Here is a 14,328-nt window from a genome sequence, read left to right as displayed (position 1 = left end):
TGCGCGCCGGCGTGGTCTGGGCGAACACGTTCAACCGCTTCGACCCGACCTCGCCGTTCGGCGGCTACAAGGAGTCGGGTTACGGCCGCGAAGGCGGTCGCCACGGTCTGGAGGCCTACCTTGCCCACTGACAACCAGAGGCTTGAAGTGCGCAAGACCTACAAGCTGTACATCGGCGGCGCCTTCCCACGCAGTGAATCGGGCCGGTCGTACGTCGTGAACAATGCCAAGGGCAAGTTCCTCGCGAACGCGTCCCAGGCCTCCCGCAAGGACGCCCGGGACGCGGTGGTCGCGGCCCGGAAGGCGTTCAACGGGTGGCACGCGCGGACGGCGTACAACCGCGGCCAGGTGCTGTACCGGATCGCCGAGGTGATGGAGGGCCGGCACCAGCAGTTCAGCGCCGAGGTGGCGGCCGGCGAGGGCCTGTCGATCTCCAAGGCCCGCGCGGTCGTGGACGAGTCGATCGACCGCTGGGTCTGGTACGCCGGATGGGCCGACAAGCTCGCGCAGGTGGTCGGCTCCTCGAACCCGGTGGCCGGCCCGTACTTCGACTTCTCGTTGCCCGAGGCAACCGGTGTGGTCGCGGTGCTCGCCCCGCAGGCCTCCAGCCTGCTCGGGCTGACCAGTGTGATCGCGCCCGCGATCGTCTCCGGCAACACGGTGGTCGCGGTGTCGTCGTACGAGCGCCCGCTGCCGGCCGTGACGCTGGGCGAGGTGATGGCGACCTCCGACGTACCGGGCGGGGTGGTGAACATCCTGACCGGCTCCGCGTCCGAGATCGGGCCGTGGCTGGCGTCGCACCAGGACGTGAACGCGATCGACCTGTGCGGGATCTCCTCCGACGACGAGGCCCGCGACCTGGAGATCGCCGCCGCCGACAACCTCAAGCGGGTACGGCGTCCCGCCGCGGAGGACTGGTCCGCGGACCAGGGCCTGTCGCGGCTCACGCAGTACCTGGAACTGAAGACCGTCTGGCATCCGATCGGAGTCTGAGTGCTGAAGCAGGGTGACCGGGTCGCGATCGTGTCGCCGTCCCGGGGGCTGCCGGAGATCTTTCCCGGGCCGTACGAACTGGGACTGCGACGGTTGCGCGAGGACTTCGGGCTGGACCCGGTCGAGTACCCGACGACGCGCCGGCTCGGCGCGACGGCCGCCGAGCGGGCCGCCGATCTGCACGCGGCCTGGTCGGATCCGTCGATCCGCGCGGTGTTCGCGACGATCGGCGGCGACGACCAGATCACCGTACTGAAGCACCTCGACCCGGCGGTGTTCCGTGCCGATCCGAAACCGTTCTTCGGCTACAGCGACAACACGAACCTGCTGAATTTCCTGCACACACAGGGCTTGCCGGGGTACTACGGCGGCAGCGTGATGGTCCAGTTCGGCCGCGGCGGCGCGATGCACCCGGACACCGAGAGGTCGTTGCGCGCGGCAATGTTCACCGGCGGCGAGTTCGACCTGACGCCGGCCGCCGGCTGGACCGACGTCGACCACGACTGGAAGATCCCGGAGAACCTGGAGACCGAGCCGCCGCTGTTCCCGGGCACCGGGTGGCTGTGGAACGGGACCCGCGAGGTCACCGGGAAGCTCTGGGGCGGTTGCGTCGAGATCCTCGACTGGCAACTGTCGGCGAACCGCTGGATGCTGCCGACCGAGTCGTACGGCGGCGTGCTGTTCGGCGAGACCAGTGAGGAGATGCCGACGTCCGAGGAGGTCTACCGGATGCTCCGGAACATGGGCGAACGCGGGCTGCTGGAGCGTTTCGACGCGGTGCTGTGGGCGCGGCCGAAGTCGCGGTCGTTGTTCCAGGAGCTGACGCCGGAGCAGTCCGTCGCGTACGTCACCGATCAGTACCTGGCGGTCGATCGGGTGCTGACGGAGTACAACCCGGACGCGGTGGTGGTGAAGGGGCTCGACATCGGGCACACGGATCCGATGCTGGTGCTGCCGTACGGCGGCCAGGTCCGGATCGACCCGGCCGCGGCACGGATCACTGTCAGGTACTAGCGTCCTGCGTCAGCTGACTTGCAGGGCCTTGGCGATCGCAGCCTCCGTTTCGGCGAGCTGCTCGGTCGGGCTGAACTGGACGAGTTCGGTGCCCTCTTCGGCTTCGGGCGCGTGTCCGGGTCGCATGTAGAAGGCGTCGCCTGCCTCGATGACCTCCGCCGCACTGCCCGGGTACCGGACGATCAGTCGGCCTTTGAACACGTAACCCCAGTGCGGACATGAGCAGTTCCCGCCCGGGAGCGACGCGAGCATCGGCCCGAGATCGTGGCTCTTGGTGATGGTCGTGAAGTTGACGGTGTAGCCGTCGAGCTCGGTCGACCGGTCGACCGCTACCCCGTAGTCAGCCACCTTGTGCGCGCTCGCGCTCGATGCTTTCCCCATGGTCGTTTCCTTTCGTTCGATCCTCAAAAGGACGGTAACGACCGCGGTCATCGCCGGTCATGGGGCGAATCCCTCATCTTCGACCGCCGTCCGGTCGGCGGCGGCCTATGCTTCGCTCATGGGCGGAGGTGCGGAGTCGGACGTCCGGTTGGCGGAGTTGCTCGGCGCGTTGTCGCTCGGGATCGATCTCGCGTTCGGGCAGCCGATGGAGCATGTACTGCGCCAGTGCCGGATCGCGATGCGACTGTGTGAGCTGACCGGCGCCGACGAGGACACCCGGGCCGCCGCGTACTACAGCGCGTTGCTCGTCAACGTCGGCTGCCACGCGGATGCCCACGAACAGGCTCGCTGGTTCGGCGACGACATCGCGTTCAAGACCCACAAGTACGACGACCCGGCGAGCAAGCTGGCGGAGCTGACGACGATGCTCGGGCTCCTCGGAGCCGGTTCGTCACCACTGCACCGCCTGCGGGTCGGCTTCGAGTTCCTGCTCGGCGGTCACAAAGAGGTCGAGGCGATGATCGCGGAGCACGCCCGTCTCGCCCGCGCGCTCGGCGAGGAGCTCGGTCTTCCGGGCGGGGCGCTCGACGCGCTCGCCGGATCCTATGAGCGATGGGACGGGTGCGGGTGGCCCGGTGAACGCCGCGGTGACCAGATCCCGATCGCGGCTCGTGTCGTCCAGCTCGCGGAGTTCGCCGAGGTGGCCTATCGCAACCACGGTGTCGACGGCGCGGTGGCCTTCGCCGGCCACGGAGCGGCGACGCAGTTCGATCCGAGTCTGGTCGCGACCCTTCGAGCCAACGCCGAGAAGGTGTTCCACCAACTCGACGAGATCGGCTCGTGGGACGCCGTGCTGGACGGCGAGCCAGCGCTGCGTGTGCTGACGCAGGCCACGGTCGACGCCGCGCTCGCTGCCATCGGTCGTTTCGTCGACCTCAAGTCGCCGTACTTCCTCGGTCACTCCGAAGCCGTCGCCAACCTCGCCGTGGCTGCCGCAGCCGGCGTCGAGATGACTGCGGCGGAACGCTCGTCCGTCTACCGCGCTGGGCTGACCGCGGGTTTCGGACGCCTCGGAGTGTCGAACGCCGTTTGGGACAAGCCCCGTCCACTCAGCACTGCCGAGTGGGAACGCGTACGGCTCGTGCCACAACTCGGCCAGCACATGCTTCAGCAGTCTGCGGCGCTGGCGCCGACCGCTCGCATCGTCGGCCAGCACCGCGAACGCCTCGACGGATCCGGCTACCCAGGTGGCGTCGCCGGCGACGGCATCTCGCGCGCCGCACGCGTCGTCGCCGCCGCGGACAGCTATCAAGCGATGCTCGAGCCCCGCCCACACCGGGCGCCCCGTGCGCCTGACGAGGCCGCGAACGAACTACGAGTCGACGCTCGAGAAGGCCGGCTCGACCCTGAGGTGGTTGCGGCGGTGCTCGCCGCCGCAGGCCATCGGGTGCCGCGCCGGCGTGCCGACAACAAAGGCCTCACGAACAGAGAGATCGACGTCCTCCGGCTCGTCGCCCGCGGTTTGCCGAACAAGGAGATCGCGAAGCGCCTGGTGGTCACCCCCAAGACCGTCGGCAACCACATCGAGCACATTTATACGAAGATCGGTGTCTCGAACCGGGCCGCCGCAGCACTCTTCGCCACGAGGCACGGCCTACTTCCCGAGTAACCGAGCCCGTAACCAGCAGGAGCAGCCGCGCATCAGTCAGCGCACCGATGTCCGGGTGAGGGCTGGGTTCGGGTCGGGGTAGCAGGCGACCGGTGCCGTGGTGCTCAGGAACTTCCACTTGATCTTGGCCTGCAGGGTGAGGCCGGGGTCGTCGTAGCTGGTGCCTTTCAGCCTGTTCGCCGCGACTGTCGCCGGGGCCTCACAAGACTGCGGTAAGTAGCCGTACAGCTACTCTATGCAGTCATCGCCCGAAGAGGAACCATCCGCCGACGCCGGCAGCGACGAACACGACGGGCAGCGCGAGCAGGTACCACGCCCGCCGGCGGCGCCGTCGACGTACCGGCGGATCGGTGGCGACGGTCGTGTCCAGGTCGTCCTCGGTGATCGTGGTCCGTTCCGCCGCACGCAGCGGGGCCTCCTGCTCCAGGCGGTACGCCTCGGCCTCCAGGCGGTCGGCCAGGGTGTCGGCGCGCTCCCAGCGGTCGGCGACCCGGTACGCGAGGGCTCGCGCGAAGATGTCGTCCAGTTGCCCGACCGAGTCGTGCAGCACCGGGCGGAGGCTCTCCGGGGCCAGGTCGGGGTCGCGGTTCACGACCTCGCCGATCGACGCCGCGGAGTACGGCGGATGGCCGGTGAGCAGGGCGTACGTGACCGCGCCGACCGCGTAGATGTCCGCGCGCTCGTCGAACCCGCCGTCCCCACGGCCCTGCTCGGGCGCCATGTACGACGGCGTACCGACGGCCTGGGTGAGCCCGGACGCCTCGGCGGCACGTTTCGCCAGCCCGAGGTCGGCGAGCACGATCCGGTGCGTCCCGCCGCCCGCCTCGTCGCCCGGCCGGAGCAGCAGGTTCGCCGGGGTGACATCACGGTGTACGACGCCCTCCGCGTGCAGGGCGGCCACCGCGCGGGCCAGGTCCGCGCCCCACCAGAGCGCGTCCACCGGGTCCAGCCGGCCCTGCCGCAGTACGTCGGCCAGGGTGCCGCCGCCGACGTAGTCCATCACGAAGTACGGGCGGCCGTCGTCGAGCTTGCCCAGGTCGAAGACCCGGACCACCCGGTCGCTGGCGATCCGGCGCATCAGCCGCGCCTCGGACAGGAACCGTTCCCGCACGTCGGCGCGCGACGCCCAGTTGTCCGCGAGCACCTTGACGGCGACGTCGACGTCCAGGTCGTCGTCGTACCCCCGCCAGACGGTCGCGAACGCACCCGCGCCGATCTTGGCCCGTAACCGGTACCGCCCGATGACATCCATCCCGGCTATTGTCGGTCACACACGAGCTCAAAAGGGGGAGCATGACCGAGGAGTTGGAAGAACTCGCGGCCCGGGCTGCTTCCGGGGACCAGTCGGTGATTCCACAACTCCTGCAGGCGATCCGTCCGCAGGTGCAGCGCCGGGTGGCCAAGTTCCTGCCGTACCGGGAGGACGCCGAGGAGGCGGTCCAGGACACGCTGCTCCAGGTGGCGAACAAGGTGCACACGTTCAAGGGCACCGGGAGCTTCGCCGGCTGGGTCACGATCGTGGCCACCAACCAGGCACGGCAGACGTACCGCTCGCTGAAGCGCCGCTCGGTCGAGCAGTCCGCCGAGGTGCTGCCGGAGTCCGTCGACCCGCGCACCACGTCGGTGATCGCCGGCTCCCGCCTGGACCTCCTCGAAGCCCTCGAGGCGCTCGAGTCCAGCCACCCCCAACTCGTCCAGCCCCTCGTCCTCCGCGACTTGGGCGCCCTCTCCTACGCCGAGATCGCCGACGAACTCGACGTACCACTGGGCACCGTCAAGGCCCGGATCCACCAAGCCCGCAAAGCAGTAGCCGAACGCCTCACCGTCCGCTGATCCGTTGGATCGCCAGGGCGGCGACGGCGCGCACTTGTTCGTGCGGTGTGCTTTCTAGCACCTTGGTGATCAGTGTGAGGTCGTCGGGTTCGGCGAGCGTGGTGAGGACGTTGAGCGCACTGACGTGGTCGAACCCCGCGGCGATGTCGTCGCCTGCCTCGACCGGCGCGCGGGACAGGATCTCGAGCGCGACCTGCCGTACGTCGGCAGCGAGCGGTTCGAGCGGGTTGCCCCCGCTCAGCTGGGTGTAGGCCGCGGCCACCTGGTACATGTTCAGCGCCCGGCACACCGTCGGTACGTTCGGACTGTGCAGCAGGGCCTCGAACGCCTGCAGGGGAATGTCCGCGCTCATGCCTGAACGCTAGCTGCCGCGTGCAGATGCCCGGCCAGCAGGTGCACCGCCTCCGGAGCATCGGCCGCGTAACAGACCAGATGATGCCGCGTCGACCACGCGTCCTGCAGCGGGCAGATGTCCACCTCGGCACTCGGATCGACAGCCCGGCGCGGTACGACGGCCAGCCCCGCGCCCGCAGTGGCGAGCGTGATCAGCGCGTGCAGCGTCGGCACCAGCGTGCGGTACCGCGGCGCCGGCGCATGCGGCCCGAGCCGGTCCTCCATCCACTGGCTCAGCGGCGAGTTCCGGTCGAGCCCCACCAGCGGGTGCTCCGCGACCTCGGCGTACGCGATCGACTCCCGGCCCGACAGCGTGCCGCCCGCCTGACCGATCACGACCAGCGAGTCGTCGGCCAGCGGTTCGGTGCGCAGCGGGGTCGGCTCGTCGTCGAGGATCACGCCGAGATCGGCCTCCCCGGCGGCGAGCAGCCGGACCATCCGGACGGTACGCCGCTCGCTCACGTTCACGTCGTACTCCGGATGATCGCGAAGGAACGTCGCGAGCGCGAGCGGTACCAGCTGATGCATCGCGGACCCGCCCGCGACCAGGCGGATCGGGGCCGAGCGCGGCACGGCGTACGACGCGACCGCGCTGTCCAGGCGGGTCGTCTGGGCCAGCACCTCGCGGGCGTGCCGGGCCAGCGTCGCCCCGGCCGGGGTCAGCCGGACGCCGCGCCGCTCGCGGACCAGCAGCGGTACGCCGGCCTGCGCTTCGAGCGCTCTGACCCGCGCACTGGCCGAAGGCAGACTGAGGTGCATCACCCGCGCTCCGGCGGTGATCGAGCCCTCCGCCGCGACGTGAGTGAACAGGCGGAGGTCGTCGAGGTCGTAACGCATACGATCAGCCTACGTCTCAGCCTGAGGCTGACTACGGGGATCGCGCATTGTGGAGTGCCGGCGGAACCCGGATCCTCGAAGGGTGCTGCTGATCCTCCTGGCCGGTGTCGCGGCCGGCGCGCTGAACGCCGTCGGCGGCGGCGGGAGCTTCGTGGCACTGGCCGCGCTGGTCGGCGCCGGGATGCCGCCGGTGACCGCGAACGCGACCACGACCGCCGCGCTGCTGCCCGGGCTGTTTTTCGTGCGGGCGTTCGGATGAACCCGGCGCGGGTCGCGATGGCCTACCAGGCGTGCGAGGTCGCGGATCTGGCCGCTGCCGCGGTGTCGCTGGACGATCCGGCGGAGGCGGCGGCGCAGGCCGCGCGGGTCCTGGCCGCCGCGCAGGAGTTGGTTGCCGCGGCCAACCGTCTCAGCGGGCGTGGTACGCCGACCGACGCGCTGCAACTGTTCGCGTACGAGCATCCCGAGGAGGCGGCCGAGGACGTCGCCGACTGGCTCAGCCGCCGTCCGTAGCCCGGCGGCCGCGCGGCGGCGGCTGCTGCGGGAGCTGCTCGCGCTCCTTGCGCAGGTAGAGCCCGGCGGCGGTGGAGACGCTGGTGAGCAGCCACATGAAGACACCGGCATCGTCGGTGACGCCAATGATCGGCAGCAGGTCGGGAATGAGGTCGATCGGCGAGACCAGGTAGACGATCGCGATCAGCCAGAGGAACGTCCGGTTCCGCGGCAGGTCGGTGTAGGTGCCGCGGCGGACGTCGCGGAGCAGCCGCGGCAGGGCCTGGGCGCGCTCGAACACGTTGCCGACCGGGACCGGCTCGCCGCCGGCGATCTTCCGCCGCCGGACGGCGCGCCGGCGCAGTACGCCGAGCGCGCCGAGCCCGATGCCGATCACCAGCAGCCCGATCCCGACGCCCACGGCGGGCACCCCGACGACGTCACCGTCGCGGAACACCAACGTCAGCAGCCCGATCAGCCCGAGCACCCCACCGACATAAACCATCCCCCCCACTGTAGAGGGCACTTCAGCCAACCGGTCTCAACGCAGCGAGCCGCACCGCACAGGGCGGTTCAGCCGACCGGGCTCAGCGCGGCGAGCACTGTAGAGGGCGGTTCAGCCGATCGGGCTCAGCGCGGCGAGCCGGGCGAGGTGGTCGGGGGTCAGGTCGAGGGCGGCGGCCGCGACGTTCTCCTCGAGGTGCCGGAGCGAACTCGTTCCCGGGATCGGGACCATCACCGGCGACCGGTGCAGGAGCCAGGCCAGCGACAACTGCGCGGCGGTGGCGCCCAGCTCGGCGGCGATCATCCCGAGCAGCCGGGAGGCGGCGTGCTCACCATGCGCGATCGGGACCCACGGAATGAACGCGATCCCTTCGGCGGTGCAGTAGTCGAGAACGCCCTCGTGGCTGCGGTCGGTGAGGTTGTAGCGGTTCTGCACGCTCACCACGTCGACGTACTGCCGGGCCTCGACGAGCTGCTCGACCGACACCTCGGACAGGCCGACGTGTCGCACCTTGCCCTCGGCAACCAGTCCGGCGAGCGCGGCGAGCTGGTCGGCGTACGGTACGGCGGGGTCGACGCGGTGCAGCTGCAGCAGGTCGATGCGGTCGACCCGGAGCCGGCGCAAGGACAGCTCGGTGGCCTGCCGCAGGTACTCCGGGCGTCCGCACGGGGTCCACTCGCGCGGCGACGGGCGGGTGTGGCCGACCTTGGTGGCGATCAGTACGTCGCCGTACGGGTGCAACGCCTCGGCCAGCAGTTCCTCGTTGGCTCCGACGCCGTACGCGTCCGCGGTGTCGATGAAGTCGACCCCGAGCTCGACGGCGCGGCGGGCGACCCGGATCGCGTCCGTTCGGTCGGCGGCCGGGCGGTACCCGGTCAAGCGCATCGCGCCGAAGCCGAGACGGTGGACGTCGAGTTCGCCGATCTTCCTGCGGGTGTTGTTCATGCGGACAGCGTCCGGCGGACGGACGGCGTACCGGAAATGATTTAGGCTGAGCTGAATGCTGACGCTCACCTTCACCGTGGCGGACCTGGCCCGGACGCGGCTCGCGATCTCCCCGTTGTGGGAGGTCGTGGCGAGTGTCCGGCTGCTCAGGTCGCCGCGGCCGCACCCGTTCCACCGCGCGTGGACGACGGCGGCCCGGCAAAAGCTCGGCGGGGTGGACCTGGAGCTGCTGTTCGACCTGATCGATCCGGAGGTCTGGTACGTCGCCGACTTCCTGACGCCGACTCCGAACAGCCCGCTGCCGGACCTGGACACCGACCTCGGGGCGCTCCGCCGGGTGCCGCCCGAGCAGGTGCGTGCCGATCTCGACGTGCTCGCGTACGCCCGCCGGACACCGTTCGGTTCCCTCGCCGAGGCCCGGATGCCGCGCCGGCTCCGCAAACCACGACCCGGCGAGCTCCCGTCCGCCGCGGTCGCCGAGCTGTACGCCGACCCCGTGGCCGGGACGGTGGTGCTGGCGGAACAGGTCGAGCAGTACTGGGAGCGCGCGATCGCGCCGTACTGGGGCCGGATCCGCGCGCTGCTCGACGGCGACCTCCTGTACCGCGGCCGCCGCCTCGGCCAGGCGGGTCCCGCAGGCCTGTTCGAGGACCTGGCCACCGGCGTGACCTGGCGCGACGGCGTCCTGTCCATCCGCCACCGGCGCTTCCAGGGCGCCCGCCAACTGAGCGGCGAAGGCCTCCTGCTCACCCCGTCCGCGTTCGTCTGGCCGTCCGTCTACTCGAGCACCATCCCACCCTGGCAACCCACGCTCACGTATCCAGCCCGCGGCGTGGCAACACTCTGGACCGCCTCCACCCAGAAGGCTCCGGACGGCCTCGCCGCCGTCCTCGGCCGCTCCCGCGCGACCCTCCTCACCCACCTCGACGCCCCACGCTCAACCACCGACCTGGCGGCCCGGACAGACCTCACCCCCGGCGGCGTCTCCCAGCACCTGACCGCCCTCCGCCAAGCCGGCCTCGTCACCTCCCACCGCGCCGGCCGTCTGGTCCTGTACTCACGAACGTCCGCAGCCGAAGGTCTACTGACCGCGGCGGGTTAGTTGTACGGCTGGGAGAGCAGGGGGCGGGTGTTGGTGAGGACCTGGCTGTAGTTGGCGCGGATGGTGTGGGCGTCGACGGTGAGGGCGGGTTCGGGTTTGCTGAGCGGGATCGGCCAGGTGGGTGGGGTCGGGGCGCCGGAGAGGGCCCAGGCGGCCTGGCGGGCGGCGCCGAGGGCGACGTACTCGGCGGGTTCGGGGAGGACGACCTCGGCTCCGAGGAGGGCGGGGGCCAGGGCCTGGACGGCGCGGGAGCGGGCGCCGCCGCCCAGGAGCAGGACGCGCTGGACGGGGACGTTCTGGTCGCGGAGGGCGTCCACGGCGTCGGCCAGGCCGCAGAGGAGGCCTTCGACGGCGGCGCGGGCCATGGTCGCGGGCTGCATGGTGGCGCGGGTCAGGCCGTAGATCAGGCCGGTCGAGTGCGGGAGGTCCGGCGTACGTTCGCCGTCCAGGAACGGGAGCAGGACCAGGCCGTTGCTGCCGGGCGAGGTGATCGCGGCCTCGTCGAAGGCGGCGAGTTCCAGGCCGAGCATCTGGGCGGTCGCGGACATCACCCGGGCCGCGTTGAGCGTGCAGACGAGCGGGAGGTACTCGCCGGTGGCGTCGGCGAACGCGGCGACCAGGCCGGTCGCGTCCCTCGTCGGGTGCGCGCACCGGGCGAACGCCGTACCGCTGGTACCGAGCGACACCGCGACATCACCCGGCTGCAGGTCGAGACCCAGCGCCGCGGCCGCGTTGTCACCGGTACCGGCCGCGATCGCCGCCCCGAACGCCGTCTGCCCGAGGATCTCCGCCGGCCCGGCAACCCGCGGCAACTGCAGCTGCCGCCCGAACGCCAGCTCGACCAGCTCGGTCCGGTAGCTGTTCGTCTTCGGATCCCACCACCCGGTCCCCGAGACGTCACCCCGATCGGTGGTGATCCCCTCGATCCCCGACCGATCGGCCGCCAGCCGATGGGTCATCCAGTCGTGCGGCAGTACGACGGCGGCAGCCCGCCGTACGGCCTCCCGCCGTACCTCGTCGGCCACGGCTTCATCGCGCATCCAGCGCAGCTTGGTGACCGTGAAGGACGGGACCGGCACCGAGCCGATCGCATCGGCCCAGGCCTCGGGGCCGCCGAGTTCGGCGATCAGTTCCGTCGTGGCGTCGGCCGAGCTGGTGTCGTTCCAGAGGACTGCCGGGTGCACGACCTCGCCGGCTTCGTCCAGCAGCACCATGCCGTGTTGCTGGCCGCCGACGGCGATCGCCTGGACACCGTCGAGCAGCCCGTCGGACGCGGACTCCCACGCCTTCCACCACTCGGCCGGATCCACCTGGGTCGCGTCCGGATGCGGCGCCCGGCCTTCGCGGACGACCGCCCCGGTCTCGGCCTCGCACACCAGAACCTTGGTCGCCTGGGTGGAACAGTCCACCCCGGCGACCAACCTCAGCTCAGTCATGCCCCCACACTAGAGTGCTTCCAGCGTGCGGCGGGCGCCGATCTCGTGGAGCGACTGCAACGCGGCCCGGTACTGCGTCACGAAGCGCTCGTCGGAGGCCAGGTCCCCGAACAGGTCCGGGTCCGAGATGAACACCAGCGGATCCTCCCGGTTGTGCTGGGCACGCTCGACCAGCTTGTCCCGCAACCGGTCCACGACCTCGATCGGGTTCCCCTGCTCGTCGACAGCCTCGGCGTACCGCGCCCAGGACGCGACCACGAGCACCGACCGCTTGATCTCCCGCCCGGCCGCCAGCTGCTCACGGACCACCGGCAGCAACCACTTCGGGATCCGGTCCGAGCTCTCCGCACACAACCGCGCGAGCGTGTCCCGTACTTCGGGGTTCGCGAACCGCTCGATCAGCTGATGCTTGTACCGGTCGAGGTCCACCCCCGGCACCGGCGGCAACGTCGGCGTACCTTCGTTGTCCATGTAGCCGAGCAGGAAGTCGACGAACAGCTTGTCCTGGCACACCTCGTGCGCGTACCGGTAGCCGGCCAGGAAGCCGAGGTAGCACAGCGCCTGGTGCGACGCGTTCAGCAGCCGCAGCTTCATCAGCTCGTACGGCTCGACGTCCTCGACGATCTGGACGCCGACATCCTCGTACGGCGGCCGCACCCCGCCGAAGTCGTCCTCGAGCACCCACTGCGTGAACGGCTCGCACACCACCGGCCAGCCGTCCTCGACCCCGAACCGCTCGGCCAGCGCGGCCCGGTCCGCGTCCGTGGTGACCGGCGTGATCCGGTCGACCATGCAGTTCGGGAAGCGGACCTCGGTCTCCAGGAACTCCGCGGTCGCAGGATCCTTCAGGCGTGCGAAGCTCGAGATCATCTTCCGCGCCACGTGCCCGTTGCCGGGGATGTTGTCGCAGGACATCACGGTGAACGGCGGTACGCCGGCCGCCCGCCGCCGGCGCAGTGCCTCGACGATGAACCCGAACGCGCTCCCCGGCGTCGCTCCCGGTACAAGGTCCGCCGCGAGCGCCGGATCGGACGCGTCCAGCTCCCCCGTCACCTGGTTGACGTGGTACCCGCCCTCGGTGATCGTCAGCGACACGATCCGCGTCGCCGGATCGGTCATCCGCTCGAGCACCGCCTCGGCCGAGTCCGGCGCGAACAGGTAGTCGACGATCGACCCGATCACCCGCGGCTCCAGCTGCCCGTCCGGATGCTTGATCACCAACGTGTACAGGCAGTCCTGGGCGGCCATCACCTCCGCCATCCGCCGATCGTTCGGCAGCACACCGACACCGACGATCCCCCAGTCGAGGGCCTTCCCGTCCGACATCAGCCGGTCCAGGTACATCGCCTGATGAGCCCGGTGGAACCCGCCGACGCCGAAGTGCACGATGCCCGGCGTCACCGCCGTACGGTCGTAGCTCGGGGCAACGATCCCCAGGCCGTCGAGAGTGGTTGACGACAGCTTCACTTGACCGCCCCCAGCGACAGACCCTGGACGAGCTTGTCCTGCGCGGCGAACCCGGCGATCAGCACGGGCAGCGACACCACGATGGACGCGGCACAGACCTTGGCGAGGAACAATCCTTGACTGGTCACGAAACCGGTCAAGAACACCGGAGCCGTCTGCGCCCGGGTGCCGGTGAGGACCCGGGCGAACAGCAACTCGTTCCAGCTGAAGATGAAGCAGATCAGTGCGACCGAAGCGATCCCGGGCGTGACCACCGGAGCGACCACGGACCGCAGCGTGCGGCTCAGCGAGGCTCCGTCGACCGAGGCTGCCTCGAGGATCTCGACCGGAACCTCGGACAGGAAGCTGCGCAGCATCCAGACCGCGATCGGCAGGTTCATCGAGGTGTAGAGGATGACCAGCAGCCAGATGTTGTCGAGGAACTTGATCGACTGCGCGAACAGGTAGATGGGCAGCAGCCCGGCCACCACCGGCAGCATCTTCGTGGACAGGAAGAAGAACATCACATCGGTCCACTTGCGAACCGGCCGGATCGACAGCGCGTACGCCGCCGGGAACGCGAGCAGGATCACCAGCACCGTCGACAGGATGCTCGAGGTGAGTGAGTTCGCGATCGACGGCCACGGGCCGATGGCGAAGAACGACCGGAAGCCGTCCAGGGTCAGCGGAGCGGTGAGGTCCGGCGGGTTCTTCGCCGCGTTCTCCTCGGAGTGGAAGGACGTCAGCAACATCCACAGCACCGGCAGCACGAACAGGATCCCGACGATCCACGCCAACCCACTCAGCGCCCAGCCACCGCCACGGCGCGAGTGGCCTTTGACCATTGTGACCTGGCCGCTCATTTGCCCGTCTCCTCTCGGAACAGCGTGGACACCGACCGGAGCGCGAACGTCGCGATCGCGATCGTACCGATGACGACGATCACCCCGGCCGCGGACGCCCGTCCGTAGTCGTGCGCGGTGTAGAAGGTCTGGTAGATCGTGTACGGCAGGTTCGCCGTACCGAGGCCGCCGGAGGTGATCGTGAAGACCGCGTCGAAGTTCTGGACGACGTAGATCGACCCGAGCAGCGCGGACAGCTCCAGGTACTGGCGCAGGTGCGGGAGCGTCATGTAGCGGAAGATCTCCCACTGGTTCGCGCCGTCGATCCCGGCCGCCTCGATGACGTCCAGCGGCCGGCTCTGCAGCCCGGCCAGCAGGATCAGCATCATGAACGGCGTCCACTGCCAGACCAGCGCGAAGATGATCGACCACAACGGCTG

The 14,328-nt window shown here is 70.1% G+C and carries 18 protein-coding genes; 8 read left to right on the top strand and 10 right to left on the bottom strand.

The window, feature by feature from the left end; translation table 11 throughout:
• Positions 1-11 precede the first annotated feature (11 nt).
• Genes VFF46_RS19260 through VFF46_RS19250 form a run of 3 tightly spaced genes read left to right on the top strand, consistent with a single transcriptional unit; the run spans position 12 to position 2,007 of the window.
• A complete protein-coding gene (locus tag VFF46_RS19260) occupies positions 12-131 on the top strand; it encodes an aldehyde dehydrogenase family protein (RefSeq protein ID WP_325038537.1) in 120 nt (39 codons plus the stop codon).
• Between the two features lie 16 nt (positions 132-147).
• The gene (locus VFF46_RS19255) at positions 148-993 is read left to right on the top strand and encodes an aldehyde dehydrogenase family protein (protein ID WP_325038536.1); all 846 of its coding nucleotides are present in this window, start codon (positions 148-150) and stop codon (positions 991-993) included.
• Positions 994-2,007: a S66 peptidase family protein gene (locus tag VFF46_RS19250; RefSeq protein WP_325038535.1), complete on the top strand. Its 1,014-nt coding sequence runs from the start codon at positions 994-996 to the stop codon at positions 2,005-2,007.
• 9 nt (positions 2,008-2,016) lie between these two features.
• Here VFF46_RS19250 and VFF46_RS19245 read toward each other — a convergent pair whose 3' ends face one another.
• On the bottom strand, positions 2,017-2,388 hold the full coding sequence (locus tag VFF46_RS19245; RefSeq protein ID WP_325038534.1) for a hypothetical protein: 372 nt from the start codon (positions 2,386-2,388) through the stop codon (positions 2,017-2,019).
• A 118-nt stretch (positions 2,389-2,506) separates the two neighbouring features.
• Here VFF46_RS19245 and VFF46_RS19240 point away from each other — a divergent pair, with 118 nt between their 5' ends.
• On the top strand, positions 2,507-4,057 hold the full coding sequence (locus tag VFF46_RS19240) for an HD domain-containing phosphohydrolase (protein ID WP_325038533.1): 1,551 nt from the start codon (positions 2,507-2,509) through the stop codon (positions 4,055-4,057).
• A gap of 241 nt (positions 4,058-4,298) precedes the next feature.
• Here the strand turns inward: VFF46_RS19240 and VFF46_RS19235 are convergent, their stop codons facing one another.
• Positions 4,299-5,309 (bottom strand): serine/threonine-protein kinase, encoded by a 1,011-nt coding sequence (locus VFF46_RS19235; RefSeq protein ID WP_325038532.1) that lies wholly within the window; start codon positions 5,307-5,309, stop codon positions 4,299-4,301.
• 41 nt (positions 5,310-5,350) lie between these two features.
• Here VFF46_RS19235 and VFF46_RS19230 point away from each other — a divergent pair, with 41 nt between their 5' ends.
• Complete coding sequence (locus VFF46_RS19230) at positions 5,351-5,890, top strand: RNA polymerase sigma factor (protein ID WP_325038531.1); 540 nt, start codon at positions 5,351-5,353, stop codon at positions 5,888-5,890.
• On the opposite strand, the gene VFF46_RS19225 is transcribed toward VFF46_RS19230, so the two are convergent.
• Both VFF46_RS19225 and VFF46_RS19220 read right to left on the bottom strand, forming a co-directional pair.
• Positions 5,877-6,242, bottom strand: a complete 366-nt coding sequence (locus VFF46_RS19225; RefSeq protein WP_325038530.1) for a hypothetical protein — start codon at positions 6,240-6,242, stop codon at positions 5,877-5,879. The genes VFF46_RS19230 and VFF46_RS19225 overlap by 14 nt on opposite strands.
• Positions 6,239-7,120: a LysR family transcriptional regulator gene (locus tag VFF46_RS19220; RefSeq protein WP_325038529.1), complete on the bottom strand. Its 882-nt coding sequence runs from the start codon at positions 7,118-7,120 to the stop codon at positions 6,239-6,241. Before VFF46_RS19220 ends, VFF46_RS19225 begins: the two co-directional genes overlap by 4 nt.
• A gap of 82 nt (positions 7,121-7,202) precedes the next feature.
• On the opposite strand from VFF46_RS19220, the gene VFF46_RS19215 reads away from it, so the two are divergent.
• Together VFF46_RS19215 and VFF46_RS19210 are read left to right on the top strand one after the other, a co-directional pair.
• On the top strand, positions 7,203-7,379 hold the full coding sequence (locus VFF46_RS19215; RefSeq protein WP_325038528.1) for a hypothetical protein: 177 nt from the start codon (positions 7,203-7,205) through the stop codon (positions 7,377-7,379).
• Positions 7,376-7,633: a hypothetical protein gene (locus VFF46_RS19210; RefSeq protein WP_325038527.1), complete on the top strand. Its 258-nt coding sequence runs from the start codon at positions 7,376-7,378 to the stop codon at positions 7,631-7,633. The genes VFF46_RS19215 and VFF46_RS19210 overlap by 4 nt, the downstream gene beginning before the upstream one ends.
• On the opposite strand, the gene VFF46_RS19205 is transcribed toward VFF46_RS19210, so the two are convergent.
• Together VFF46_RS19205 and VFF46_RS19200 are read right to left on the bottom strand one after the other, a co-directional pair.
• Positions 7,617-8,117 (bottom strand): YkvA family protein, encoded by a 501-nt coding sequence (locus VFF46_RS19205; protein ID WP_325038526.1) that lies wholly within the window; start codon positions 8,115-8,117, stop codon positions 7,617-7,619. The two genes, VFF46_RS19210 and VFF46_RS19205, sit on opposite strands and share 17 nt — an antisense overlap.
• A 111-nt stretch (positions 8,118-8,228) precedes the next feature.
• Positions 8,229-9,062, bottom strand: coding sequence for an aldo/keto reductase (locus VFF46_RS19200; protein ID WP_325038525.1), 834 nt, complete (start codon positions 9,060-9,062; stop codon positions 8,229-8,231).
• Positions 9,063-9,117: 55 nt separating this feature from the next.
• Between VFF46_RS19200 and VFF46_RS19195 the strand changes: the two genes are divergently transcribed.
• A complete protein-coding gene (locus VFF46_RS19195) occupies positions 9,118-10,164 on the top strand; it encodes an ArsR/SmtB family transcription factor (protein ID WP_325038524.1) in 1,047 nt (348 codons plus the stop codon).
• On the opposite strand, the gene xylB is transcribed toward VFF46_RS19195, so the two are convergent.
• From xylB to VFF46_RS19175, 4 genes are all read right to left on the bottom strand, one after another.
• Entirely contained in the window at positions 10,161-11,600 is a 1,440-nt protein-coding gene (gene xylB, locus VFF46_RS19190; protein ID WP_325038523.1) for a xylulokinase, read from the bottom strand. The genes VFF46_RS19195 and xylB overlap by 4 nt on opposite strands.
• A 9-nt stretch (positions 11,601-11,609) precedes the next feature.
• Complete coding sequence (locus VFF46_RS19185; protein ID WP_325038522.1) at positions 11,610-13,067, bottom strand: mannitol dehydrogenase family protein; 1,458 nt, start codon at positions 13,065-13,067, stop codon at positions 11,610-11,612.
• Entirely contained in the window at positions 13,064-13,909 is an 846-nt protein-coding gene (locus VFF46_RS19180) for a carbohydrate ABC transporter permease (protein WP_325038521.1), read from the bottom strand. Before VFF46_RS19180 ends, VFF46_RS19185 begins: the two co-directional genes overlap by 4 nt.
• On the bottom strand, positions 13,906-14,328 hold a 423-nt coding region (locus VFF46_RS19175; RefSeq protein WP_325038520.1), incomplete at its 5' end, for a sugar ABC transporter permease. The genes VFF46_RS19175 and VFF46_RS19180, both read right to left, overlap by 4 nt.

Origin of the sequence: Kribbella sp., assembly GCF_035655035.1 — a bacterium.
Lineage (GTDB): Bacteria > Actinomycetota > Actinomycetes > Propionibacteriales > Kribbellaceae > Kribbella.
The sequence above is the reverse complement of the archived record's forward strand: the minus strand, read 5'-3'. Positions and strand labels throughout refer to the sequence as shown.